Origin of the sequence: Nonomuraea sp. LPB2021202275-12-8, assembly GCF_037044575.1 — a bacterium.
Taxonomy (GTDB): Bacteria; Actinomycetota; Actinomycetes; order Streptosporangiales; family Streptosporangiaceae; genus Nonomuraea.
In genome coordinates this window covers 119,657-142,310 of record NZ_JBAHWD010000008.1, presented here as the reverse complement: position 1 = coordinate 142,310, position 22,654 = coordinate 119,657, and the positions used below count along the sequence as shown (strand labels likewise).

The following is a 22,654-nucleotide window of genomic DNA, read 5'->3' as shown; positions in this document are numbered from 1 at the left end:
TGGCCATACCTGCTCGCATGTTCACTTATCGCTCACCGATTCTCGTGCCCGGGGGGTCACTCGCCAACTCCTCTTCGCTCGGTCGGACCTGCTGTGCCGCGAAGCCTGCGACCACGACCCCGGCGAGAGCGAGGTACGCCCGCCGCCCGGCCGCGCGCAACTGCCCCGGATCGACGACGTCGGCGCCGCCCGGCGCCAGGTCGTCCTCCCAGGGGACCCGGACGATGGCCCGGCACCTGCCGCTGGCCACCGCCTCCGCCTGCTCGACGTCCGCCATCGAACGCCTGCTCACCCCATTGACCACCATGACCGCCCGCCGCCGCAGGTCCGCGCAGCCGTGGCCGTCCAGCCACTCGTACGTCATCGCCACCGCCTCCGGCGCCTCCTCGCTCGCGGGGACCACGAGGACGAGCTGGTCGGCGTACGGCAGCACGCGCGCCGCCAGCGCCGCGGCCGGATCGATGACGGTCAGCTTGTAATGCCGGTCGAGCAGGCTCAGGGCCTCGCCCAGCCGACGGTCCGAGAAGAGGGTACGGTCGGCCAGTCGCAGCTCGGCCTCCGCGTCGCTGTCGGCCCCGACAACCTCCAGGCCGGTCGCCGTGCGGGTGGTGAAGCCGCGCATCGTCAGATAGCCGCTCACCCCGTGCAGCCCCGCCAGCAACGACGTCAGCGTCTCGGGGGTCTCCGGCTCGATCCGGCTGGTCAGGCTGCCGCCGCCGGTGCCCGCGTCGACGGCCACCACCCTGTCGTCGCGATATCTGGCGAAGGTGTGGCCCAGCATCAACGCCGTCGTGCTCTGCCCGGCGCCGCCCGTGCATCCCAGCACCACGACCCTGCGGCTGCCGCTGAACACCCCTCTGGCCCTGGCCTCGTCGATCTCCGAGCCGTCGGTCCGCACCCCGCTGCCGCCGACGACCACCTGAGCGATCCGCCGCCACCCGCCGGAGTCCCGGCCCACGACGGACTCGACCCTCCGCACCCGCCCTTCCCGCTCCCCAGCCCTCGGCACCGGCACGGCATGCCCCCCGGCCGCCCCCTCCCACCGCTCAGACACCTGCGGGCGCTCAGCGGAGACGGGCTCGACGGACGAACGCTCGGCGGCCGGCCGCTCGACGGCGGGCCGCTCGGCCGGGGCTTCGACGGCGCTGGGCTCGACGGTTTGACGCTCAACGGACGGACGCTCGACAGATGGGCGCTCGGACTGGGCTTCGACGGTGCGGGGCTCGACTGCGCTGGGCTCGACTGCGCGAGGCTCGTCGGGCTGTTGGCGCTCTACCGCGTGCAGACGCTGTACGGGCTCGTGCCGCTCCGCGGATGTCCCGCGCCGCGCCGACGGCTCGCGCGTCGCCGACGGCTCATCCCTCGCGGACCGCGGGCTCGGCTCATCTGTCGCCGACCGCCGGCTCGCCGCAGGCCGCTCGTGCTCCGCCGGGCGCCGGGGGGAGGCGGGCGCGGCCTCCTGGCCCGTCGGCGCATGCCCGGCTTCCTCGTCCCGCGCCGGACGAGCGCGGTCCTCGTCGCCCTCCTGAGAGCGCGTGGCCCCTTCAGCGGGCCTCTGGGTATCCGAAGGGCCTCGCTCTCCTTCGAGCCGAGTCGGGTCTTCGTGGTGCCGAGCGGGAACGTCGTCGTCGCGGTGAGCGGCCGGTGGGAGGGCCGCGTCGTGCCGGACCGGCAGCGCGGGCGACTCCTGCTCCGGGCCCTTGCCTCGCAGCGGGCGGGACAGCGTCACCGGCTTGGAGTCCGGGCTCAGCGGCGACCAGCCCCGCTGAGCCTCCGGCAGCAGCAGCGCGGGGCCCAGCCTGGGCGGCTGTCCCTTCCTGTGCTGGTTTCTGGCGACCTCGTCCTCCCGGCCGTACTCCTCCGCGGCAGGGCCGTCCTCACGGGCCGGTGAGGCCGAAGCGTCGGACGGCGGCGGCCCGTCAGCGCTCGCGGCGAGCCTGCGCAGCCTCCGCAGAGCCTCCGTGTCCATCGGCTTGCCCGTCGCAGCCGGGCGTGCCCTGCGCGCCGCCCCGGCCTCGCCCGCCGCAGCAGGCACGTCCCGGACCTCGTCACGCTCGCTCCGCACCTCAGCAGGCACGTCCCGGGCCTCGTCACGCTCGCTCCGCACCTCAGCAGGCACGTCCCGCGTCTCTCTCACCGCGCCGACGGGAGCATCCGCGCGGCCGGTGGCGGCGGGCGCGTCTCGCACCTCGCCATGGGCGTCGCGTCCGGCCGGGGCGTCATCCCGCGCACCGCGACCCGCCCGCACGCCATCCCGCCCGGTGCGGACGTCCACCGGCGTGTCGCGGACCAGCCTCAGCTCGGCCGGCGTGTCGCGTACAGGCTCCGGCCGCGGCGGCGGCAGGGCGAGGGCGGTGCCGGACAGGGCCGGGGCGGCGCCCTGGCGGGTGCGGGAGCCCCAGCCTGTGCGGGGAGACGTCTGGCCGGCGACCGGCGCCTGTGCGGCGGCGGCAGCGGCGGCCGCCACGGCGGGGCGGACCTGGCGCGGGCCGGTGGCGCGCTCGGCGGAGCGCTTGCGCTGGGTCTGGCGGGCCTTGCGCGGCGACTTGACGCGGACCCGCGCGGGAGAGACGCGCCAGACACGGCCTGAGAAGGTGATCGTCTCGGGCTCGGACTGCGGCGCGAGGCGATACCAGGCCCGCGGCTGCCCCAGGTAGCGGAGCTGGGACTCCAGCAGCTCGGTGAGCCGTTTGCCCTCGATCACGGGACGCGTGGACAGCCACGTCACGATCCCGGGCGGGACGAGGAAGAGCACGTGCCACGGCATCTCCATCGGCACGCCGATCAGCCAGAGCAGGAGCGACCACGGCACGACGACGCCGACGAACACGCCGATCCAGACGATGGGCAGCGGCATGGGCAACCGTAGGTCGTACAGCTTGTAGAGCCGCTTCTCGATACGCCAGATGTTCGTATACGTGGGCAGGTCCACGCGGTCCTCCTCTCCACCCGCTCGTTCATGACCGCCATGGAGCGGTCTCAACCCTTACTGGATGCCCAGGGCTCCCGCGATCGCCTTCGCCGTCACCTCGATGATGTTGGGAACGTAGAAGATCACGCCGATGGCCACGGCCAGGATGAGGAACTGCACGAATCGCGTGATCTCGCGCGTGAAGAGGAAGAACAGCGCGACCACGGAGACGACGACGAGGAAGAGCGGGGCGAAGAAGGCGCGCAGGAAGTTGGCGAGCCCTTCGGTGTTGACGCCTGTGGGTGCGGGTGTCGGCGTCAGTTCGATCAGGTTGAGCAATATCGTTTTCAAGATCACTTCTTGTCCTCCTGGGGGGATGCCGATCAGCAGTGCGGTCGTGCGTCTACCCAACGGCCCGACCGGCACCGCGGATGTCGTCGACATACCATTTGTCGCCCTGCTTCTCGACAGTGAGGCGATAGGCCTGCTGGAGGCGGCCGGCTCCCGCACCCGGGTCGGTGGTCTCGGGTTCGGCCGACGGCGTCGCGCCGTTCGGCACGACCCACACCACGACCGCCTGGATCTCTCGGGTGGCGCCCCCCACAGGCACCACGACGCTCTTGAGCTCTGCGAAGGTGAAGGCGCCGGCGAAGCTCGGCAGGCTCGTGCCGGCGGTGACGTAGCGCTGCAACTCCGCGGTGTTGCCGGAGGCGTAGTTGCGGAAGAAGCCCTCCAGTTGCGGCTTGAGCTCGGTCGCCGCCGCGTCGTCGCTCTCCGGCTCCGCGACCTGCGGCAGCTCGGCGGGCGCGGGCGCGGGCAGGATCGCGGGCCAGCCCGAGACGACGAATCTCCTGCCGCCCTCGTCACCCGAGTAGTAGACGGGCACGGACAGGTGGAACCTGCGGGTGCCCGACTGGAAGGCGACCGTGACGACGGCGTTGGCGGCGTCGGCGACCTCGATGTCGTACGGCTGGATCGCGACGGCGCCCAGCTTGCCGTTGCCGTCCCAGCCGAGCTGCTGATCCATGTCGTCGGCCACGAATGCCGCGAGCTTGCCTGATCTGCTCACGGCGTCTTCCGGGCTGAAATTCAGGTAAACCCCGGCGAACTGGGCGGCGAATGCCATCCCCCGATCGGTCGGGAACCCGTTGTCCGGCTGCGCGGCCTCATTGGGAGCGGCAGTGTTTTGCCCGGTAAACCGCTCAAATGGGGCACGGATCCCATTAACCACGATAACTACGATAAGCGCCCAGAGAATGATGCGGCCGGTCCACACCAACCAACGCCCGCCGCCGCCCGACCAACCACCACGCCGCGGCCGGCGCGGGCGCGGCGCGTCGAAGTCGGCTGTGTCATGGCGTACGGAAAGCTCGGGGTCGCCAGCGATCCGAGGACCGTGCTGGACGGTTGACCTACGAGCCATCACGCCTCCGCTCGCGCCAATCCCCCCGGCTGGCGCGGTGTCGTCCGTTGCCGATCCCCATCATCCGTGGTGAAGCAGTCACCTTATCCGGTCTCCGCCATTGTTCCAGGAAAGCTATGACCATGCTGCAGGCATCGCCGTCCGGGGGCAAACCAAGTGCGCATGAACGCATCAGCGTGCCAACTTGTGAGGGTTCCCTGTCGAATGGGCATTTGACCAGGCCAGAGACCTAAATTCGCATAGCGCGGCGGCCACGGATTGCTGTCCTCATCGCGCCAGGCCTCGCTGACCTGCGACGACACGCCCGAAGATGGGAACGGCCGCCTGCCCGATAGCGGGCAGGCGGCACGTCCGGACGGCTCTCGGTCAGGCGGGCTCGGGATCCTGGTTGCCGACCGGCCGCCTCCTGCTGTGCAGATCCACCACCGTCGGCTGCACCGCCCGCTCCAGCGTCCCTCGCAACTCCGCCAGCATGGTGGTGGTGTCACGGGCCCGCAGGTGCGTGGCGAGCTCCTCCCGCTCGTCCACCTTCCTGCGCAGGTAGGCCTCACGATTGACGCGCAGGCCGTACATGAGCTCCACCCGCAGCAGAGCGAGCTCCTCTTCGAGGCTGATGCCCGCGAGCCTGGGCTCCGAGCGTCGTTTCTGGATGATGCGGCGGATCATGAGGGGCCTCCCGAGTCAGCGTGAACGCCGTGACGATTCGACGCGCGGCGACCCGAAGTGGTTGACGCGGCAGTTGTCCCGCAATCAGACGTTTAGCGACAGCAGCTCTCCGGAAGGCCGGCAGCCTCAGAGAACCGGGCGAGCCACGAAGACGAACTCGCGCCCGGGGCGATCCGGGGCGTCGCGTACGTCCTCCACGCGGAAGCCCGAACGCCGCAAGGACCGCTCGACCTCGTCCCGGCCGCGGAAGCGGAGCGTCGAGTCCGACGTGACGACCGCGCCGTCCCGCGCGAACACGTACGTCCAGCGGAAGGTGACGAGCGGCTCGGACACGTCCAGCACCTCGCACCACGTCTCCACGGCCCCGACGCCCGGGATGTCGGTGGTGGACAGCGTCTGCCGGCGGTCCCACTCCTGCCAGGCCCGGCGGGCCGGGTCGCGGGTCTCGAAGACCAGGACGCCCTCCGGCCGCAGGCACGCCCGGATCCCGCGCAGGGTGGCGGTCCAGTCCTCGTCGGTGAGGAAGACCTGCGCCACGTTGCCGGTCATGGTGGCCAGGTCCGCCCGCATCGGCGGCAGCGTGGTGGCGTCACCCAGGATCCACCGCACCCGCTCCGCGCCGGGCTTGCCCCGCGCGACCTCGAGCGAGGCCTCGGCCGGATCCACACCGACGACCTCGACGCCGCGCGCCGCCAGCACGCAGGCGAAGGAGCCGGTGCCGCACCCCACGTCGAGAACGCTGCGCGCGCCGAACTCGGCGACGATCGCGGCATAGGCGTCGAGGTCACCGCGGTCGGGGTCGAGCGGATCGTAGATCCGGGCCAGCCGGCGGTCCGCGAAGATCGGGTCGGGCATGGGCCCCACGCTAGGTCACCAGCCGCGGGGGCGGTGCGCGCTCACACGTTGAAGCGGAACTCCACCACGTCGCCGTCGCGCATGACGTAGTCCTTGCCCTCGATGCGGGCCTTGCCGGCCGAGCGGGCGTTGGCGATCGAGCCGGCCTCCATCAGATCCTCGAAGGAGACGACCTCCGCCTTGATGAAGCCGCGCTGGAAGTCGGTGTGGATCACCCCGGCCGCCTCCGGCGCGGTGGCGCCCTTGCGGATCGTCCAGGCCCTGCTCTCCTTGGGCCCGGCCGTCAGGTAGGTCTGCAGGCCGAGCGTCTCGAAGCCGACCCTGGCCAGCTGCGAGAGGCCGGACTCCTGCTGGCCTACCGACTGCAGCAGCTCCAGCGCCTCCTCGTCGTCGAGCTCCACCAGCTCCGACTCGATCTTGGCGTCGAGGAATACGGCCTCGGCGGGCGCGACCAGGGTCGACAGCTGGGCCCGCAGGCCCTCGTCGACCAGCTCGTCGGCGTCGAGGTTGAACACGTAGAGGAACGGCTTGGCCGTCAGCAGGTGGAGCTCGCGCAGCTCGGCGCCGTCGAGCCCGCTCTCGAAGATGGTCTTGCCGGTCTCCAGGACCTTGAGCGCGGCCTCGGCCGCCTCCAGGGCGGCCTTCTTGTCCTTGTTGTGGCGCGACTCCTTCTGCAGGCGCGGGATGGCCTTCTCGACCGTCTGCAGGTCCGCCATGATCAACTCGGTGTTGATCGTCTCGATGTCGCGCTTGGGGGAGATCTCGCCGTCGACGTGCGTGACGTCGGGGTCGGTGAAGACCCGGATCACCTGGCAGATCGCGTCGGTGTCGCGAATGTTGGCGAGGAACTGGTTGCCCCTGCCCTGCCCCTCGGAAGCGCCCTTGACCAGGCCCGCGATGTCGACGAACTCCACCTTGGCGGGCAGGATCTTCGCAGATGCGAAGATCTCGGCCAGCTTGGGGAGCCGCTCGTCGGGCACTCCCACGATGCCCACGTTGGGCTCGATGGTGGCGAACGGGTAGTTCGCGGCGAGGGCGTTGCCCGTCTTGGTCAGCGCGTTGAACAGCGTGGACTTACCGACGTTGGGCAGGCCGACGATGCCGATTGAGAGGCTCACGTCCAGCGAGTTTACTTGCTCGCGCGAGGCGGCCGGATACGGCGGCGAACGCGGGCGGGCGAGGCGTGTCGGGGCGGGATCCGGGCGCGATGTCCTGCAATCATCGCTGGGATGGATGTCGTCTCGCTTCTCATCGGTCTGCTCATCGGTTTGGCCATCGGATTCCTGGTGGCCAGGACGAGAGCGGCGGTGCGAATGGCCGAGGCCGACGCCCGGGCCAGATCCTCCGCCGAGAAGCTCGTCTACGTCGAGGAGCAGCTCGCCGAGCGCTTCCAGGCCCTGTCCACGCGGGCGCTCGACGTCAACAACGTGCGTTTCCTGGAGCTGGCGGAGACCCGGCTGGCGGCCAGCCGGGCGGAGGCGAGCGGCGACCTGGAGCAGCGCAAGCAGGCGGTCGAGCACCTGGTCGAGCCGCTGAAGGACGCGCTGGCGCGGGTCGAGGCGCAGCTGCGCGACACCGAGTCGGGCCAGCGCGCCGCCCGCGCCGAACTGGCCCAGCAGATGGACTTCGTCCGGCACAGCCACGAGCAGCTGCGTGCGCAGACCACCGCTCTGGTGCGGGCGCTGCAACGGCCCGAGGCGCGCGGGCGCTGGGGCGAGATGCAACTGCGCAGGGTCGCCGAGATCGCCGGGATGCAGCGCCACTGCGACTTCGACGAGCAGGTGACCGAGGGCGCCCAGCGGCCCGACATGGTGGTGCGGCTGGCCGGCGGCAAGAACATCGTGGTCGACTCCAAGGTCTCGCTGGCCGCCTACCTGGAGGCCGCCGAGGCCGCCGACGAGTCGCTGGCCTCGGTGCGGCTCGACGCGCACGCCAGGCATGTCCGCGAGCACATCGACAAGCTCGCCGCGAAGGCCTACTGGCAGGGGTTCAACCCGTCGCCGGAGTTCGTCGTCCTGTTCATCCCCGGTGAGGCGTTCCTGGCGCCCGCGCTGGAGAGGGATCCGGGCCTGCTGGAGTACGCGATGATCCGGCGGGTGCACATCGCCACCCCGACCACGCTGATCACGATGCTGCGCACCGCGCACTACGCCTGGCAGCAGGCGGCACTGAGCGAGAACGCCAGGGCGGTGTTCGAGCTCGGCAAGGAGCTGTACGAAAGGCTGTCCTCGCTGGGCCGGAACGTGGAGTCGCTCGGCAGGGCGCTCACGCGTACCGTGGAGGCGTACAACAAGTCGGTCGGCTCTCTGGAGAGCCGCGTCCTGGTCACCGCGCGAAAACTGCACGATCTGGGCGTAGTGGACGGCGAGCTCGACTCCCCCGAGATGCTCGACGGCCTGCCCAGGCCGCTGGCCTCTCCCGAACTGCTGGAAACCACGTCTCTCATTTCGCACGCGAACGGTAAGTTGGCCAACGGGTCGCAGTAAGGGGGGCGGGGCCAATGTCCGGAAAAGGCAAGCGATCGGCCGTCAGGCTGACCGCCCGCGGCGCCATCGCGCTCACGCTGCTCGCCACACTCGCCGGCTATGTCCTGGCCGCCCTGTTGGACATGCCGGTGCTGATCGGCCTGGCGTTCGTGGCCGCGTGCCTGCTGAGCGTGATGCTGGTCAACCGGCGCGAGCTGCTGTCGCTGGTGGTAACGCCGCCGCTGGTGTTCTTCGTCGCGACGCTCTTCGTCGAGCTCGGGCGGGCGCTCAGCTCGGTCGGCATCGTGCAGTCGCTGGCACTCGGCCTCTACGGCTCGCTGTCGAGCGGGGCCCCCTGGCTGTTCGCCGGGTCGGCCGTCGTGCTCGGCGTGGCGTGGGGCCGGGGGCTGCGCGACAACGTCCGTGAGCTGCGTGAGGAGCTGCGGGCGGGCGCGGAGGCGCCGCGCCCGCGCCAGCCGTTCGTCCCGGAGCCCGAGGGCTACTTCGAGCCCAAGCTCTACGGCACCCCGCGCACCGAGGACTAGCCGCTCAGGAAGCTCGCAGGTCCTTGCGGAGCTCGTGGGGCAGCGCGAACCGCACGCTCTCCTGCACCGGCTCGACCTCCTCCACGTCGCCGAACCCGTGCTGGGCCAGCCGCGCGAGCACCTCCTCGACCAGCTCCTCCGGCACCGAGGCGCCGCTCGTCACGCCGACCGTGGTGATGCCGTCGAGCCACTCGTCCCTGATGAAGGTGGCGTTGTCGACGAGGTAGGAGGCGTCCGCGCCGTAGTCCTTGGCGACCTCCACCAGCCGCTTGGAGTTGGAGGAGTTCTCGGAGCCGACCACGATCACGAGCTGGGACTGCGCCGCGATCTCCTTGACGGCCGTCTGGCGGTTCTGGGTGGCGTAGCAGATGTCGTCGCTGGGCGGGTCGATCAGCGTGGGGAAGCGCTCCTTGAGCCGGGCGACCGTCTCGGTGGTCTCGTCGACCGACAGCGTGGTCTGCGACAGCCAGACCAGCCTCTTGGGGTCGCGCACCTGGATGCGGTCCACCGAGTCGAGGCCGTCGACGAGCTGGATGTGCTCGGGCGCCTCGCCGGAGGTGCCCTCGACCTCCTCGTGCCCCTCGTGGCCGATGAGCAGGATGTCGTAGTCCTGGTTGGCGAACCTCTTGGCCTCGTTGTGCACCTTCGTCACCAGCGGGCAGGTGGCGTCGATGGTGCGCAGCTTGCGCCGCTCGGCCTCACCGTGCACGGCGGGCGAGACGCCGTGGGCGGAGAAGACCACGATCTCCCCCTCGGGCACCTCCTCCGTCTCCTCGACGAAGATGGCGCCCTTGGCTTCGAGGGTCTTGACCACGTGGGTGTTGTGGACGATCTGCTTACGCACGTAAACAGGCGCGCCGTACTGCTCCAGGGCCTTCTCGACCGCTACGACGGCTCGATCGACTCCGGCACAGTAGCCACGGGGCCTGGCTACGAGGACTCGGCGGGAAGTAGCAGTCTGGGGCTCCATACTTCTTATGCTACGTGGAGCGGCCACCAGGCCCGCGCGTGCGTGGTTGCCCGCCGTTTGCCAGACTGGCCGTCCAATACTGACCTCCCAGGGAGACGTACATGTCCCTCAGCGACGTGATACGCAACATCACCAAGACCGTCACCGACAAGGACGAGATGAAGGGCAAGGCGCGCGGCCTCCCGCTCCTCGTCGTCCAGACCACGCTCAGCGCGGCGGGCCAGGCACTTCTGCTGGTCGACCGCGTCAAGAACTCGATCAAGGGACTGGGCGCCAAGGAGGAGGAGAAGAAGGAGCAGGAGTACGACTCCCGCCCCTCGGCCGCCGAGCAACTGGCCGCGACCGCCGAGGAGGACAAGCCGGCGCGCAAGGAGCCGGTCATCTTCGCCCCCCGCCCCAGCGCCGCCGAGCCCAACGGCACGGCCAGGACCAAGCCGGACCCGGTCATCTTCAGCCCCGCCGCCAAGCCGGTCCCGGAGCCCGCGACCGAGCCCACCGCCGGGCCCACCGCCGGGCCCACCGCCAAGACCGAGGCCAAGACCGAGGTCACCGGCTCCACGCCCGCGTCCTCCGGCGTTTCCGAGCCTCCCGCCGCCTCGTCAGCCCCTGTGGCCGCTCCGGAGCCTCCCGCCGCCTCGTCCGCCCCCGTGGCCGCGCCCGAGCCTCCCGCCGCCAGCGCGGCTCCCACGCTCGCTCCTGAGCCCGCCGTCGCCAAGCCCATCACCATGACCGAGCCCGAGCCGGCCGCCGCGGAGAAGCCGAAGGCCGCCAAGGCGAAGGCGACCAGGGCCGCCAAGCCGAGGACCGCCAAGCCGAAGGCCGCCAAGCTGGCGGAGGCCGTCGAGGCCGTCCCGGCCGAGGAGGACGACGCCAAGCAGGCCGCCACCGCCGTGACGGGTCTGGCCGAGCCGCTGCCGGGCTACTCGGAGCTGACCGTCGCCTCGCTGCGCGCCAGGATGCGCGGCAAGTCCGCCGAGCAGATCGGCGCGATGCTCGCCTTCGAGCAGGCCACGACCGCCCGCCCCGACGTCGTGCGCATGTTTGAGAACCGCCTGGCCAAGCTGCAGGCGGGGGAATAGTCACCGCGGCACCGTAGTCTTCCGCCATGACCTCGAAGACCACGCCCGAGTCACCGCTGCCGGTCCGCACCGTCCTGCAGATGGTGGGCGGCTGGATCGGCAAGCTCGGGACGGTCTGGGTCGAAGGCCAGATCACGGACCTGAGCGCGCGCGGGGGCACAGTCTTCCTGACCCTGCGCGACCCGGTGGCCAACGTGTCGGCCCGGGTCACCGCTCCGCGCGGCGTCTACGAGGCGACCGTGCCGCGCCCCGCCGACGGCGCCAGGGTGGTGGTGCACGTCAAACCGGACTTCTGGGTCAACAGGGGTTCGTTCGCGTTCACCGCCCTGGAGATCCGCCCCATCGGCGTGGGCGAGTTGCTGGCCCGGCTGGAGCGGCTGCGCCAGTTGCTGGCGGCCGAGGGGCTGTTCAACACCGACAGGAAGCGGCGGCTGCCGTTCCTGCCCGGCACGGTGGGACTGATCTGCGGGCGCGACTCGGCCGCGGAGCGCGACGTGCTGGAGAATGCCAGGCGCCGCTGGCCGGCCGTGCGGTTCAAGGTCGAGGAGGTGGCCGTCCAGGGCCCCTACGCGGTGGGCGAGGTCACCGAGGCGCTGGCCAAGCTCGACGCCGACTCCTCTGTCGAGGTCATCGTGATCGCCCGCGGCGGCGGCTCGCTCGAAGACCTGCTGCCGTTCTCCGACGAGACGCTCGTCCGCTCGGTGGCCGCCTGCCGCACCCCCGTGGTGAGCGCGATCGGCCACGAGCAGGACAGCCCGCTGCTCGACCTGGTGGCCGACCTGCGCGCCTCCACCCCCACGGACGCCGCCAAGAAGGTCGTCCCCGACGTCGGGGAGCAGCTCGCGCTGGTGCGCCAGCTCCGCGACCGGGGCCGCAGGGTGGTGAGCGGCTGGCTCGACCGCGAGATGTCGTGGCTCACCTCGGTCCGCTCCCGCCCGTCGCTGGCCGACCCGGTGCGTGAGCTGGAGAGGCGGGCCGAGCAGGTCGACGCCATGCGCGAGCGGGCCAGGCGGTCGCTGACGAGCTCGCTGGAGCGGGCCGGCGACGACCTGACGCACATCCGCGCCCGGCTCGTCGCCCTGTCTCCGGCGGCCACGCTGGAGCGCGGCTACGCCATCGTCCAGCACCCGTCGGGCGAGGTGGTCCGCCTGGCCAAGGACGTCTCTCCTGGCGCCCTGCTCACCGTCCGGCTTCCCGACGACCGTCTGACCGTCCGCGTCGAGCCGGCCGACGACAAACCCCGCAAAGCTCGCAAGAAGCCCGAGGGCCCCGCGAAGACCTCCTGATCTCAGGGCCGGCTCCCCGCGCGGGGAAAACCGATCCGCTCACCCGCTCGGGCGCGTGAGCGCCTGGGCGAGGTCGTCGACGCCGGCCTTGATGGCCTCGACGGTCAGGCCGCGCTCCTCGCGCTGATAGCTGATCATGTGGGCGGTGAGCGGAGCGAGCAGGGCGTCGGCCAGGAACCGGGGGTCGGCCTCCGGCCTGACCTGGGCGAGCAGGGTGGCCAGGTGGGTGTGGTGGATCCGGTACGGCCCGCTGTACTTGGCCTTCGGCGAGCCGAGCTCCAGCAGCAGGAAGAGGTCCTGCTGGTCGACGATGCGGTCCACGAGCGCGGCGAGGAACGCCCTGACGCGCTCGGCCGGTGCCGCCCCCGGGCCGACCGGCGGGGGGCCGCTCAGGAAGGCCTGCTGAAACCGGCGTTCGCGCTCGTCGATGAGCGCGAACACCAGCCCGGCCCGGTCGCCGAAGCGGCGATAGACGGTGCCCACGCCCACGCATGCCTCGCGGGCCACCTCGTCGAGGGAGAGCTGGTCGGCGCCTCTGGACTCGATCATGCGGGCGGCGACATCGATGATCTTCTGCCGGTTTCGAGCGGCATCAGCGCGCTCCGGCTGCGGCTGCCCGACGATCGGCAACTGTTGACGCACACGCCGAGCATAGCCTTTGCAACCGGAGGAATCTCCGGTTAGTCTCGGCGGTTAGACGGAGACTTCTCCGATTAAGGAGCATGCCATGCCCAACGACTTCAACCAGCAGATCATCGAGGAGTTCCGCGCCAACAAGGGCGTGGTCGGCGGTTACTTCGAAGGGGCCACCCTGGTCCTGCTCACCACGACCGGCGCCAAGTCGGGCAACCGCACCACCAGCCCGGTGATGTACTTCGAGGACGGCGACCGCTACATCGTCATCGCCTCCAACGCGGGAGCCGACCACCACCCCGCCTGGTATCACAACCTCGTCGCCAAGCCCGAGGCCACCGCCGAGATCGGCACGGAGACCTTCGAGGTGACGGCGAGCTTCATCGAGGGCGAGGAGCGCGACAGGCTGTATGCGCGCATAGTGGAGCGCGCCGCGACATTCGCGGAGTATGAGGCGAAGACCACGCGCCGCATCCCCGTCGTGGCCCTGCACCGCGCCTGACGGCTCGCGCGCCGGCTAGAAGGGGGCGTCGTCCGCGGCGGCGGTGGGGTCGGACCTGCGCGCCATGGCGGCGGCAAGCTTGACCCGAGCGCCCTGGAGCCACTCCTCGCAGATCGCGGCCAGCTTCTCGCCCCGCTCCCACAGCTCGATCGACTGCTCCAGCGTGAGCCCGCCGGTCTCGAGGCGGCGCACCACCTCGGTCAGCTCCTCGCGGGCCTGCTCGTATGAGGGTGCCTTCTCGTCTGCCACGCGCACCACCATAGAGTCACCGGCCGACAGGCGCGGCCAGGCCCACCGTCAGGCGGTCGGCTTGGGGCGCTGCTGGAGGGTGGCGGCGATCTCGGCCAGCTCGGGCCAGTCCGCCGTGCCGGTGACCACCACCGTGACGTCAGGCAGGGTGCGGACCAGGGTTCGCTGGTTCTTGTCCTCGCGCCAGCGCCGCTCCCAGGGCTGGCCGTTGACCTGCTGGGTGCCGACGGCCTTGTCGGAGTTGGCCATCCGGTTGGCGAAGCCCGCCGGAGGCTTCTCGTCGCTCTGGATGATCATCGCGTGCTCCCGCTTGGCGGTGGCGTAGCCGAGGTGGAGAACCTGGGCGCCGTTCTCGCCCTTGGCGATCCTGTTGCTGTTGGGGACCCAGCCCACTGGGTCCTTGACGGGGGCCCACACCTGGTATGGCACCGTACGGCCGAAGTTGGCGACCGTGATGGAGTAGTCGCGCTTGGGGATGTGCTCCCCGCTGCTCTGCGGCGTGATGAGCAGGAACAGCCCAGCCGCCGCGAGGCAGACGAACAGGGCTACCGCGTAGCCGTAGAAACCTTCGGTGAACCGTCGCACACTTGGCGAGGTTACCCGTTGGTGGTGCCGCTCGCCGAAGTGGCCGGACGGATCTGGCCGATGATGGTGAGCACGTCCTCGGCCAGCTCGCGATCGCCCGACTGGACGACCTCGGTGACGGCGGCGGCCAGGGCGCCGGTGATGACCACGGCCAGGGCGTTCTGGTCGTCGTCGAAGAGGGTGGCGTTGCGCCTGGCCCAGGTGCGCAGCCGGTCGCGCATGACGACCTCGAAGCCGGGCGGGCCGTCGCCACGCAGGAACAGCGCGGCGAGCTCACGCTCGGCGAGGCAGCCTTCGAGGTAGGCGCGGGCGGCGCTGATGAAGACCCGCATGGGGTCGCTCTCGCCGGAGTTGCGGGCCTCGCGGGCGGCCTGCTTGGTGCGCTGCGTCTGCCTGGCCTGAAACTCCTCGAACAAGGTCAGGTAGAGGTCCGCCTTGCCCGCGAAGTGGTGGTAGAGGCTGCCGACGCTGGCGTCGGCCCTGGCCACCACGTCCGTCACGCCCGCCTCGGCGAAGCCTCTGGAGACGAAGACGTCCCTGGCAGCCTTGAGGAGCGCCGTGCGCGTGGCCGCACCACGCTCGGAGGTGCGCGCTGTCACCGGCTGTTCCACATCGCTGCTCATGAGTGGCACATTATCCTCCGCTGACCGGGGATACAGGGACAACTACGATCGAGGTAGTCGTTCCTAGGAGGCCTCTCATCATGTCCGATCAGACGTCCGTACCCCCCGCGCTGGCCACGGGCGAGCGCGCACCCGACCGCAACCTCGCCCTGGAGCTCGTCCGGGTCACGGAGGCGGCGGCGATGGCGGCGGCTCGCTGGGTGGGACGAGGCGACAAGAACGGCGCTGACGGCGCCGCCGTCAACGCGATGCGCCAGCTGATCAACACGGTGTCCATGAACGGTGTGGTGGTCATCGGCGAGGGCGAGAAGGATCACGCCCCGATGCTGTTCAACGGCGAGCGGGTCGGCGACGGCAGCGGTCCGGAGTGCGACGTCGCGGTGGACCCGATCGACGGCACCAGGCTGACGGCGCTCGGCATGCCCGACGCGGTCTCGGTGATCGCGATGAGCGAGCGCGGGTCGATGTACGACCCGTCTGCCGTGTTCTACATGGAGAAGCTGGTCACCGGGCCGGAGGCGGCCGAAGTGGTGGACATCGAGGCGCCCGTCGCGACGAACATCAACGCCGTCGCCAAGGCCAAGCACTGCTCGCCCTCCGACGTCACGGTGGTCGTGCTCGACCGGCCCAGGCACGAGCGGCTGGTCAAGGAGATCAGAGAGACCGGGGCCCGGATCAAGTTCATCACCGACGGCGACGTGGCGGGCGCGATCATGGCCGCGCGTGGCGGCACCGGCATCGACCTGATGCTGGGCATCGGCGGCACGCCCGAGGGCATCATCGCGGCCTGCGCGCTCAAGTGCCTGGGCGGCGTCATCCAGGGCAAGCTGTGGCCGCGCGACGACGCCGAGCGCCACAAGGCCATCGACGCCGGGCACGACCTCGGCCAGGTGCTGACCACGAACGACCTGGTCAGGTCCGACGACGTGTTCTTCGCGGCGACGGGCATCACCAAGGGCGAGCTGATGGAAGGTGTGCGTTACCGGGGCGGGGTGGCGATGACGCAGTCGCTGGTGATGCGCGGGCGTTCGGGCACGATCCGCAAGGTCGAGAGCGAGCACCAGCTGTGGAAGCTGCGCGCCTACAGCGCGATCAACTTCGACACCGCGGGGTGAGGGTCAGCGGCGGCGCTTGCGCCGGGGTGGTTCCTTGACCTTGACCTCGCCGGCGAAGTTCGTGGTGCGCACCTCGACCACGGGCGCTCCCGGCTCGGTCGGCTGCTTGGTGAGGCGGGCGGTCTTGTCCTTGGTGACGCGGATGACCTCGAGCCCTTCGGGCACGTGGATCTCCAGCCCGCCGAAGACCAGGGTGGCGTTGATGATGATCCGCCGGTTCTGCAGGATCGCGTCGCGCAGGTCGAGCTTGGTGGTGCCGAACATGGCCGTCACGGTCAGCTCGGCGGGCACCACCCAGCGACCGCCGCGCTGCTCCTTCTTGAAGATCGCGGAGACGGGCCTGCCGTCGAGGTTGAGCGGCTGCTCTTCGGCGGGCAGCAGGTCGGCGGTGACGTGGGCTAGCTCGCCGAGCGTGCGGGCCGAGTAGACGATCGTGAGCCGCTCCTCGAGCTCGTCCAGCATGAGACGGCCGTCGGCGTGGGCGTCCTGGAGCACCTGGGCGATGCGCTCGCGGTCGGCGTCGGAGGCTCGCAGCTCGTGCGGCTGGGGGGAGCCGTCCGGGGAGCCGTTCTGGGCGCCGCGGCGGGCCGACGTCCACTCTTCCGCCAGCCGCTCCCCGACTTCCTGCAGACGCGGCAACCAGGATCCAGGGCGTTCATTCACACTTCAGACAATATCCCCCAGGAAACCGGAACGCTCCCCCTAGCAGGCGGTGGTCTCAGCGGATCGGGACGATCAGGGCGGCGACGTCCTCGGCCAGCGCGGCGTCCACCTCCGCGTGCCGGTTGAGCAGGCGGTAGCACATCACGCCGAAGGCGACGTCCACCGCGAGCTCGGGGTCCACGTCCGGCGCGCCGCGCTCCAGGACGCCGCGCAGGGCCCGCCGGCGCGGGGAGAGCAGCCTGGCGTCGAGCTCGGCGGCGAGGGCGGGGTCGCTCTGGGCGTCGAGCATCAGCCCGACGACCACCCGCCCGGCGGAGCCGTGGGCGAGCGCGAACGTCTCGCGCAGGAAGACCACCAGGTCCTCCTGCGGGTCGCCGCTGTCCGGCGGCGTCGGCGGCTGGGTGCCGACCGCTTCGGCCACGGCTTCGAGCAGCACCTGGGCCTTGGTCGGCCACCACCGGTAGAGGGTCTGCCGCCCGGTGCCCGCCGCCTCGGCGATGCCCTTGAGCGTGACGGCGGCGTACCCGTCGCGCACGCACAGCTCCAGGGCGGCGCGCAGGATCGCGTGCCTGGCCACCTCGCTGCGCGGTCTGCCTGCCATGGCGCCCACCTTACAAGACACCATGCCTCGTTTAATTCCCGGAATCCACCGGGGTTCGCGGCCGTTGAAGGCGGCAGGAGGATCGGCGAGAGGGGTGGTCGTGCATCGGGCGGCACGCTGGGGACTGGGCGCCGTGGGCGCCGGCGTCACCGTGATCATCGGCCTGGACCTGGCCGCACTCGACGAGATGGACCCGTTTCGGCGCACCATCAGCGAGCACGGCCTGCGGGAGGGGGGATGGCTCTTCGGGCTGGGCGTCGCGCTGCTGGCGGCGGGTTCGGCGGCCATCGGCGTCTCGCTGGCACGCAGGCGGCTGGCCGGGATCGTCGGCACCCTGGCACTGATGGCGTGGAGCGCCGGGCTGCTCGTGACGGCCTACTTCCCCAAGCACGACTGGTCTGTGGGGCCCAGTCTCAGCGGCAGCATCCACCGGGCGGGCAGCGTCGTCGCCTTCCTCAGCCTCCCGCTGGCCGCGCTGATCATCGCCCGGCCGTGGCGCCGCGTGGAGCGGGGCGCGGCGTCGCTGGCGGCCTTCGCGTTCGGGCTGCTCTCGGTGCTGTTCGTGCTGGGCATGGCCGCCCTGGTGACGGTCGGCGCGCGCAGCGGGCTGTCGTGGTGGCAGGTGATGCCGCTCGGCCTGGTCGAACGCGGGCTCGCGGCCATCGAGGTCGCGGCGCTGACGGCGCTCGGCGTGTGGGCGGCCGGGCAGCGGCTGGCGCAGGCGCAGGAAGGCCCTCTGTCCTCCCCTGTAGGGGACGCCGAGGACGGTCGACGCATTCCTACTGTCTGAGACGATCTCGTGCTGGTGGTACGCGTGGCGCACGGACTAACCTGACCCAGCCTCACGTTTGATTCCCCCCCGATCAGGAGGCCGCCGTGCCGTCCCCGCGTGATCGCCAAGCCCGCCTGGCCACGTTCGTCGTCTTCGCGGTGCAGGGCCTGTCCTTCGCCGCGCTGCTCACCCAGGTCGCGCACCTGCAGGACAAACACCAGCTCAGCACCGGGGCGCTCACGGCGCTCCTGCTCATCGTGCCGGTCTTCGCCGGGGTCGGCAGCGTGGCCGCCGGCTCGTTCGCCGCCCGCCTGGGCAGCAAGCTGCTGCTGCGCCTGGCCCAGCCCGCGGTGGCCGTCGCCGTGGTGCTCGCCGGGCTGGCCCCGAACGTCCAGCTGCTCGTGCCGGTGCTGCTGCTGTTCGGGCTGGCCGTAGGCGCGGTGGACGCGGGCATGAACATGCAGGGCGTGGCCGTGGAGCGCAGGTACGACCGGGCCGTGCTGAACGGCTTCCACTGCCTGTGGAGCGTGCTCAGCCTGGCCGGAGCGCTCTGGGTGGCCGCGGCCGGCGAAGACCTGCCGCTGGAGGCCGTCATGGCGATCCCGATGGTCGTGGCCGTGGCGGGCTCCCTCTTCGCCGGTCCGAGGCTGTACACGGTGGCGGAGGAGAAGGTGGAGACCACCGTGGAGGTCGCCACCGGCCGGTTCCCCTGGCGGCCGATCATCCCGCTCTGCCTGGCGATGGGCTTCCTGTACGTCGGGGACGCCGCGGTGTCGAACTTCAGCACGGTCTTCATGCAGGACGTCCTGTCGGCGGACGCCAGGGTGATCCCCCTGGCCTACGCCGCCTACCAGGCGACCACGCTGCTGGTCAGGCTCGGCGGCGACCTGGCGGTCAGGAGGTACGGCCCGGCCACCGTCGTCAGGCTCGGCGGCGCGATCGCCACGCTCGGCTTCCTCGGCATCGTCGCCGCCCCCAGCCAGCCGCTGGCCATCGTGGCGTTCGGGCTGACCGGCGTGGGTCTGGCCGTGGTGGCGCCGCAGTCGTTCTCCGCGGCGGGCAGGCTCGACCCGGCGGGCACCGGTGTCGCCATCGCCAGGGTCAACCTGTTCAACTACGTCGGCTTCATCGTCGGCTCCGGCCTGGTGGGCGCGATCGCCGACGCGGGCGACATGCGGATCGGGTTCGTCGCGCCACTGGTGCTGGCCGCCGGGATCGTGGTGCTTGCCAAGGGCTTCGCCCCCTCGGTCAAGGCCCCGGACATGACGCCATGACCTCGTGCGGCGGTCAGCTCCCGCCCTGCCGCACCTCCGCGATCTCGACGGGACGGCCCTGGCTGCGCGACAGCTCCGCCGCCTCGGCGACGTACAGCGCGGCCAGGGCGTCCTCGATCGGGCACAGGCTGGCCGAGCTGCGCAGGAAGGCGTCGATCTCGGCCGCGTAGGCGTCTGCGAACCGGGCGACGAAGTCCGGCCACGGCTCCTGGTCCGGCTGCAGCCCCTCGGTCGAGGACAGCGGCGCGCGCGGGCCGAGGCCGACAGCCCTGGTGCCTTCGGTGCCCGCGAGCTCCATGCGGACGTCGTAGCCCGCGCCGTTGTAGCGGGAGCCCTGCACGGTGGCGAGCGTGCCGTCGTCGAGCGTCAGCAGGGCGGCGCTGGTGTCGACGTCGCCGGCCTCGGCGAAGAAGGCGGCGCCCCGGTTCGCGCCCGTCGCGTAGACCGACACCACCTCGCGGCCGGTCACCCAGCGCAGGATGTCGAAGTCGTGGATGTGGCAGTCGCGGAAGATGCCGCCGGACAGCGGAATGTAGGCGGCGGGGGGCGGGGCGGGGTCGGCGGTGATCAGGTGGACGCGGTGCAGCTCGCCCAGCTCGCCGGCGCGCAGGGCCTCGGCGGCGGCCGCGTAACCGGCGTCGAACCTGCGCTGGAAGCCGATCTGCACCCGGTTGCCCCGGGCGGCCTCCAGCACCTCGATCGTCTCCTTGACTCCGCCGGCCACCGGCTTCTCGCAGAAGGCCGGGATGCCGCGCCGGCAGGCCTCGATGAGGAGCTCGGCGTGCGTGCTGGTCGGGGTGGCGATGACCACGGCGTCCGCCTCGAACGGGTCGCCCGGGCGGCCGTGCGGCGAGGAGCGCACGGGATCGGCCACGATCAGGTCCTCCACCAGCGGATGCGCGGCCAGGGTCGCGGCGTGGAACGCGCCGATCCTGCCCAGGCCCAGCAGTCCCACACGCATGGCGCCTCCAACTCCGGCGGGGCCTTCTTTCTAAGCGAGCCGGTCTCACTCAGTCAATGCTTTGTCCAGACATTCTGACCTTCAAGCCTTGTACGGCCTCTGCGGCCCTGCGCGCGGGCAGCCGGGCGAAACCGACCACGACGGCGGGCGGGCCCGCGGCTGAGCGCATGATGCCGATCGGCTCCGCGGCCAGGCCCAGATCCAGGGCCGCCGCTGCCACCCGGCTCTCGTCCCAGCCCTCAGGCAGGTCGAGATAGACGTGCAGCCCCGCCTCGATCCCCCGCACCCGGACCCCCGGCAGGTGCTCGGCCAGGGCGCCGACCAGGGCGTCCCTGCGGCGGCGATACTCCCTGCGCATGCGGCGCAGGTGCTTGTCGTAGCCGCCGGTGCGCAGGAAGTGGGCCAGCGCGTACTGCTCGATCACCGGAGAGCCCAGGTCCAGCTCGCCCCGCGCGCGCCGGACGGCTTCGGCGAGGTGGGCGGGGGCGACCACCCAGCCGAGCCGGAGCCCCGGCGCGAGCGCCTTGCTGACGCTGCCGGAGAGGATCACCCGGTCGGGCGCGAGCCCCTGCAGGCAGCCGACAGGATCGCGGTCGAAGCGGAACTCGGCGTCGTAGTCGTCCTCCAGGATCGTCCGATCACCCTCGCGGGCCCACTCCATGAGCGCGGCCCGGCGCGCCGGGGACAGCACCACGCCCGTCGGGTACTGGTGGGCCGGGGTGAGCAGGGCCGCGTCGGCATGCTGAGCGCGCAGCCGCTCGACGTCCATCCCCTGGCCGTCCACCGGGATCGGCACCAGGTCGGCGCCCGCCCGGCGGAGCAGCGGCGTCTGGCGGTGGCTCGTGGGGTCCTCCACGGCGAGCAGCTGGCGCCTGTGGCGGGCCAGCACGTGCAGGATCAGGCTGAGGCCCTGGGCGACGCCGCCGACGATCACCACGTTCTCCGGCCGCACGTCGGCCGCCCGCACCCGCCTGAGGTATCCGGCGAGCTCCTCGCGCAGCTCGGGCACACCGCCCGGGTCGCCGTAGTCGAGGGCGTCACCCGGCATGGTGGCGAGGACGTGCTTGACCGAGGCCAGCCAGCGCTCCCTCGGGAAGAGGCCGAGATCAGGAGAGGTGGGGCGGTGGCCGTAGTAGGGGGCGTGCTGCTCCACGCCTCCCGCCGGGGCGTGGGGGCGCGGGGCGGTGACCTGGGCCACCTGGGTGCCGGAGCCCACGCGCGAGACGAGGAACCCCTCGGCGACCAGTTGCTCGTACGCCTCCACCACCACGCCGCGCGAGACCTGGAGGTCGGCGGCGAGGTCCCGGCTGGCGGGCAGGCGGGTGCCTGGGGCGAGGCGGCCGTGGCGGATGGATTCGCGCAGCTCGGCCGCGACCTGCCCGGCGATCCCACCTTTTTCACGATTTATCGCTACATGGAGGTCAGCCATATTGGTCCTGGTTTATCGCGGGTCATTGGACTGTTTGTACGGACCATTGTCTCCATAGTCTCCATCACATGAGAAACGGATTCGCCGGAGCCGCCACCGCGATGTTCTGCGTAGGGACGCTGGCCGGGGTGTCGGGCCTGGTCAAGGACTATCCCGTATACGGCGGCCAGGCGGTGCGCTATCTGCTGGCCGCCGCCGTCCTGCTCGCCGTGACCAGGACGCTCGGCCTGCGCTTCGTCCGCCTGAGGCCCCGCGAGTGGCTGCTGCTCGGCGCCCTCGCCCTGATCGGTCTGGCGATCTTCAACGTCTGCGTGGTCGAGTCCGCCCGCGCCGCCGGCCCCGTCCTGGTGGGCACCGTGCTGGGCACCGTCCCGCTGGCGCTGGCCCTGGCGGGCGGCCGACCGGCCCCCCGCCTGCTCGTGGGCGCCACGGTGGTGGTCGCGGGGGCCACCCTCGCCACCGGCCTGGGCAGCGGCAACCTCCCCGGCCTCCTGTGGGCCCTGGGCGCCCTGGTGGGCGAGGTCGCCTTCTCCCTCCTGGCCCTGCCCCTGCTCCCCAAACTGGGCGCGATCCGGGTCTCCACCTACTCCACCGTCCTGGCCGCACCCATCCTCGCCGGCATCGGCCTGGTCAAAGAGGGCACGGCCATGCTCAGGGTGCCCACACTCGCGGAGGTCCTGGGCTTCGCCTACCTCGCGGTGGTGGTGACCGTGGTGGCATTCCTCCTCTGGTACACCTCGCTGCCCAAACTGGGGCCGGGACGGGCGGGCCTGTTCGCTGGCCTCATCCCGGTGGGCGCCATGGTCACGGGCCTGGTGCTCGGCATCGCCACCCCGAGCGCCTACGACGTCCTGGGGGCGGCCCTGGTCATCGCGGGCATCCTCGTGGGCCTCGGCGCCACCCGGCGGCGCCCCGACGGCCCGCACATCACCGACCAGGCGGCTGAACGGGCGCACGTGACGGCGCCCGGCCCCGTGAACCCCGGAACCGTTCCCCTGGACAGAGCCCGGCCACGTACGGAGGCTGGGCCCTCCCGCGCGTAGCCGT

At 71.4% G+C, this 22,654-nt stretch carries 24 protein-coding genes; 9 read left to right on the top strand and 15 right to left on the bottom strand.

The features are described 5' to 3' along the window. Positions 1-25: 25 nt before the first annotated feature. The 6 genes from V5E28_RS17860 to ychF all read right to left on the bottom strand — a co-directional run bounded on the left by V5E28_RS17860 (position 26) and on the right by ychF (position 6,973). Entirely contained in the window at positions 26-2,932 is a 2,907-nt protein-coding gene (locus V5E28_RS17860) for a TcpE family conjugal transfer membrane protein (RefSeq protein ID WP_336208052.1), read from the bottom strand. 54 nt (positions 2,933-2,986) lie between these two features. Next, positions 2,987-3,253 carry a hypothetical protein gene (locus tag V5E28_RS17855; RefSeq protein ID WP_336208193.1) on the bottom strand — a complete coding sequence of 89 codons (267 nt, stop codon included), beginning with the start codon at positions 3,251-3,253 and terminating at the stop codon, positions 2,987-2,989. A 61-nt stretch (positions 3,254-3,314) separates the two neighbouring features. Then, complete coding sequence (locus V5E28_RS17850) at positions 3,315-4,037, bottom strand: conjugal transfer protein (protein WP_336208051.1); 723 nt, start codon at positions 4,035-4,037, stop codon at positions 3,315-3,317. Positions 4,038-4,700: 663 nt separating this feature from the next. After that, positions 4,701-5,000, bottom strand: coding sequence for a hypothetical protein (locus V5E28_RS17845; RefSeq protein WP_336208050.1), 300 nt, complete (start codon positions 4,998-5,000; stop codon positions 4,701-4,703). A 126-nt stretch (positions 5,001-5,126) separates the two neighbouring features. Then, positions 5,127-5,855 (bottom strand): class I SAM-dependent methyltransferase, encoded by a 729-nt coding sequence (locus V5E28_RS17840; RefSeq protein ID WP_336208049.1) that lies wholly within the window; start codon positions 5,853-5,855, stop codon positions 5,127-5,129. Between the two features lie 41 nt (positions 5,856-5,896). Beyond that, positions 5,897-6,973: a redox-regulated ATPase YchF gene (ychF, locus tag V5E28_RS17835; protein ID WP_336208048.1), complete on the bottom strand. Its 1,077-nt coding sequence runs from the start codon at positions 6,971-6,973 to the stop codon at positions 5,897-5,899. 111 nt (positions 6,974-7,084) lie between these two features. Between ychF and V5E28_RS17830 the strand changes: the two genes are divergently transcribed. Beyond that, positions 7,085-8,341, top strand: coding sequence for a DNA recombination protein RmuC (locus V5E28_RS17830; RefSeq protein WP_336208047.1), 1,257 nt, complete (start codon positions 7,085-7,087; stop codon positions 8,339-8,341). Between the two features lie 14 nt (positions 8,342-8,355). Next, complete coding sequence (locus V5E28_RS17825; RefSeq protein ID WP_336208046.1) at positions 8,356-8,865, top strand: DUF6542 domain-containing protein; 510 nt, start codon at positions 8,356-8,358, stop codon at positions 8,863-8,865. 4 nt (positions 8,866-8,869) lie between these two features. Here V5E28_RS17825 and V5E28_RS17820 read toward each other — a convergent pair whose 3' ends face one another. Continuing rightward, positions 8,870-9,835 carry a 4-hydroxy-3-methylbut-2-enyl diphosphate reductase gene (locus V5E28_RS17820; protein ID WP_336208045.1) on the bottom strand — a complete coding sequence of 322 codons (966 nt, stop codon included), beginning with the start codon at positions 9,833-9,835 and terminating at the stop codon, positions 8,870-8,872. A 101-nt stretch (positions 9,836-9,936) separates the two neighbouring features. Here V5E28_RS17820 and V5E28_RS17815 point away from each other — a divergent pair, with 101 nt between their 5' ends. Then, a complete protein-coding gene (locus V5E28_RS17815; RefSeq protein WP_336208044.1) occupies positions 9,937-10,914 on the top strand; it encodes a hypothetical protein in 978 nt (325 codons plus the stop codon). 26 nt (positions 10,915-10,940) lie between these two features. Beyond that, entirely contained in the window at positions 10,941-12,200 is a 1,260-nt protein-coding gene (gene xseA / locus V5E28_RS17810) for an exodeoxyribonuclease VII large subunit (RefSeq protein ID WP_336208043.1), read from the top strand. Between the two features lie 39 nt (positions 12,201-12,239). Here xseA and V5E28_RS17805 read toward each other — a convergent pair whose 3' ends face one another. Further along, positions 12,240-12,842, bottom strand: a complete 603-nt coding sequence (locus V5E28_RS17805; RefSeq protein WP_336208042.1) for a TetR/AcrR family transcriptional regulator — start codon at positions 12,840-12,842, stop codon at positions 12,240-12,242. An 85-nt stretch (positions 12,843-12,927) separates the two neighbouring features. On the opposite strand from V5E28_RS17805, the gene V5E28_RS17800 reads away from it, so the two are divergent. Next, entirely contained in the window at positions 12,928-13,335 is a 408-nt protein-coding gene (locus V5E28_RS17800; protein WP_336208041.1) for a nitroreductase family deazaflavin-dependent oxidoreductase, read from the top strand. Between the two features lie 15 nt (positions 13,336-13,350). Here the strand turns inward: V5E28_RS17800 and V5E28_RS17795 are convergent, their stop codons facing one another. From V5E28_RS17795 to V5E28_RS17785, 3 genes are read right to left on the bottom strand one after another with little or no spacing between them, the layout of a single operon-like run. Beyond that, positions 13,351-13,584 (bottom strand): exodeoxyribonuclease VII small subunit, encoded by a 234-nt coding sequence (locus V5E28_RS17795; RefSeq protein WP_336208040.1) that lies wholly within the window; start codon positions 13,582-13,584, stop codon positions 13,351-13,353. A 48-nt stretch (positions 13,585-13,632) separates the two neighbouring features. Then, entirely contained in the window at positions 13,633-14,169 is a 537-nt protein-coding gene (locus tag V5E28_RS17790) for a DUF4245 domain-containing protein (RefSeq protein WP_336208039.1), read from the bottom strand. 11 nt (positions 14,170-14,180) lie between these two features. After that, positions 14,181-14,792, bottom strand: a complete 612-nt coding sequence (locus tag V5E28_RS17785) for a TetR/AcrR family transcriptional regulator (protein WP_336208038.1) — start codon at positions 14,790-14,792, stop codon at positions 14,181-14,183. A gap of 80 nt (positions 14,793-14,872) precedes the next feature. Here V5E28_RS17785 and glpX point away from each other — a divergent pair, with 80 nt between their 5' ends. Then, positions 14,873-15,907, top strand: a complete 1,035-nt coding sequence (gene glpX / locus V5E28_RS17780) for a class II fructose-bisphosphatase (RefSeq protein WP_336208037.1) — start codon at positions 14,873-14,875, stop codon at positions 15,905-15,907. A 3-nt stretch (positions 15,908-15,910) separates the two neighbouring features. On the opposite strand, the gene V5E28_RS17775 is transcribed toward glpX, so the two are convergent. Together V5E28_RS17775 and V5E28_RS17770 are read right to left on the bottom strand one after the other, a co-directional pair. Then, entirely contained in the window at positions 15,911-16,546 is a 636-nt protein-coding gene (locus tag V5E28_RS17775; protein WP_336208036.1) for a DUF1707 SHOCT-like domain-containing protein, read from the bottom strand. 79 nt (positions 16,547-16,625) lie between these two features. Next, a complete protein-coding gene (locus tag V5E28_RS17770) occupies positions 16,626-17,171 on the bottom strand; it encodes a TetR/AcrR family transcriptional regulator (protein ID WP_336208035.1) in 546 nt (181 codons plus the stop codon). Positions 17,172-17,271: 100 nt separating this feature from the next. Here V5E28_RS17770 and V5E28_RS17765 point away from each other — a divergent pair, with 100 nt between their 5' ends. Together V5E28_RS17765 and V5E28_RS17760 are read left to right on the top strand one after the other, a co-directional pair. Continuing rightward, entirely contained in the window at positions 17,272-17,961 is a 690-nt protein-coding gene (locus V5E28_RS17765) for a DUF998 domain-containing protein (RefSeq protein WP_336208034.1), read from the top strand. 86 nt (positions 17,962-18,047) lie between these two features. After that, positions 18,048-19,217, top strand: coding sequence for an MFS transporter (locus tag V5E28_RS17760; protein ID WP_336208033.1), 1,170 nt, complete (start codon positions 18,048-18,050; stop codon positions 19,215-19,217). A gap of 13 nt (positions 19,218-19,230) precedes the next feature. Here the strand turns inward: V5E28_RS17760 and V5E28_RS17755 are convergent, their stop codons facing one another. Both V5E28_RS17755 and pdxR read right to left on the bottom strand, forming a co-directional pair. Next, positions 19,231-20,178, bottom strand: coding sequence for a Gfo/Idh/MocA family protein (locus V5E28_RS17755; protein WP_336208032.1), 948 nt, complete (start codon positions 20,176-20,178; stop codon positions 19,231-19,233). Between the two features lie 49 nt (positions 20,179-20,227). Next, the gene (gene pdxR, locus V5E28_RS17750; RefSeq protein ID WP_336208031.1) at positions 20,228-21,607 is read right to left on the bottom strand and encodes a MocR-like pyridoxine biosynthesis transcription factor PdxR; all 1,380 of its coding nucleotides are present in this window, start codon (positions 21,605-21,607) and stop codon (positions 20,228-20,230) included. Between the two features lie 68 nt (positions 21,608-21,675). Here pdxR and V5E28_RS17745 point away from each other — a divergent pair, with 68 nt between their 5' ends. Next, on the top strand, positions 21,676-22,650 hold the full coding sequence (locus V5E28_RS17745) for a DMT family transporter (RefSeq protein WP_336208030.1): 975 nt from the start codon (positions 21,676-21,678) through the stop codon (positions 22,648-22,650). Positions 22,651-22,654: the final 4 nt, after the last annotated feature.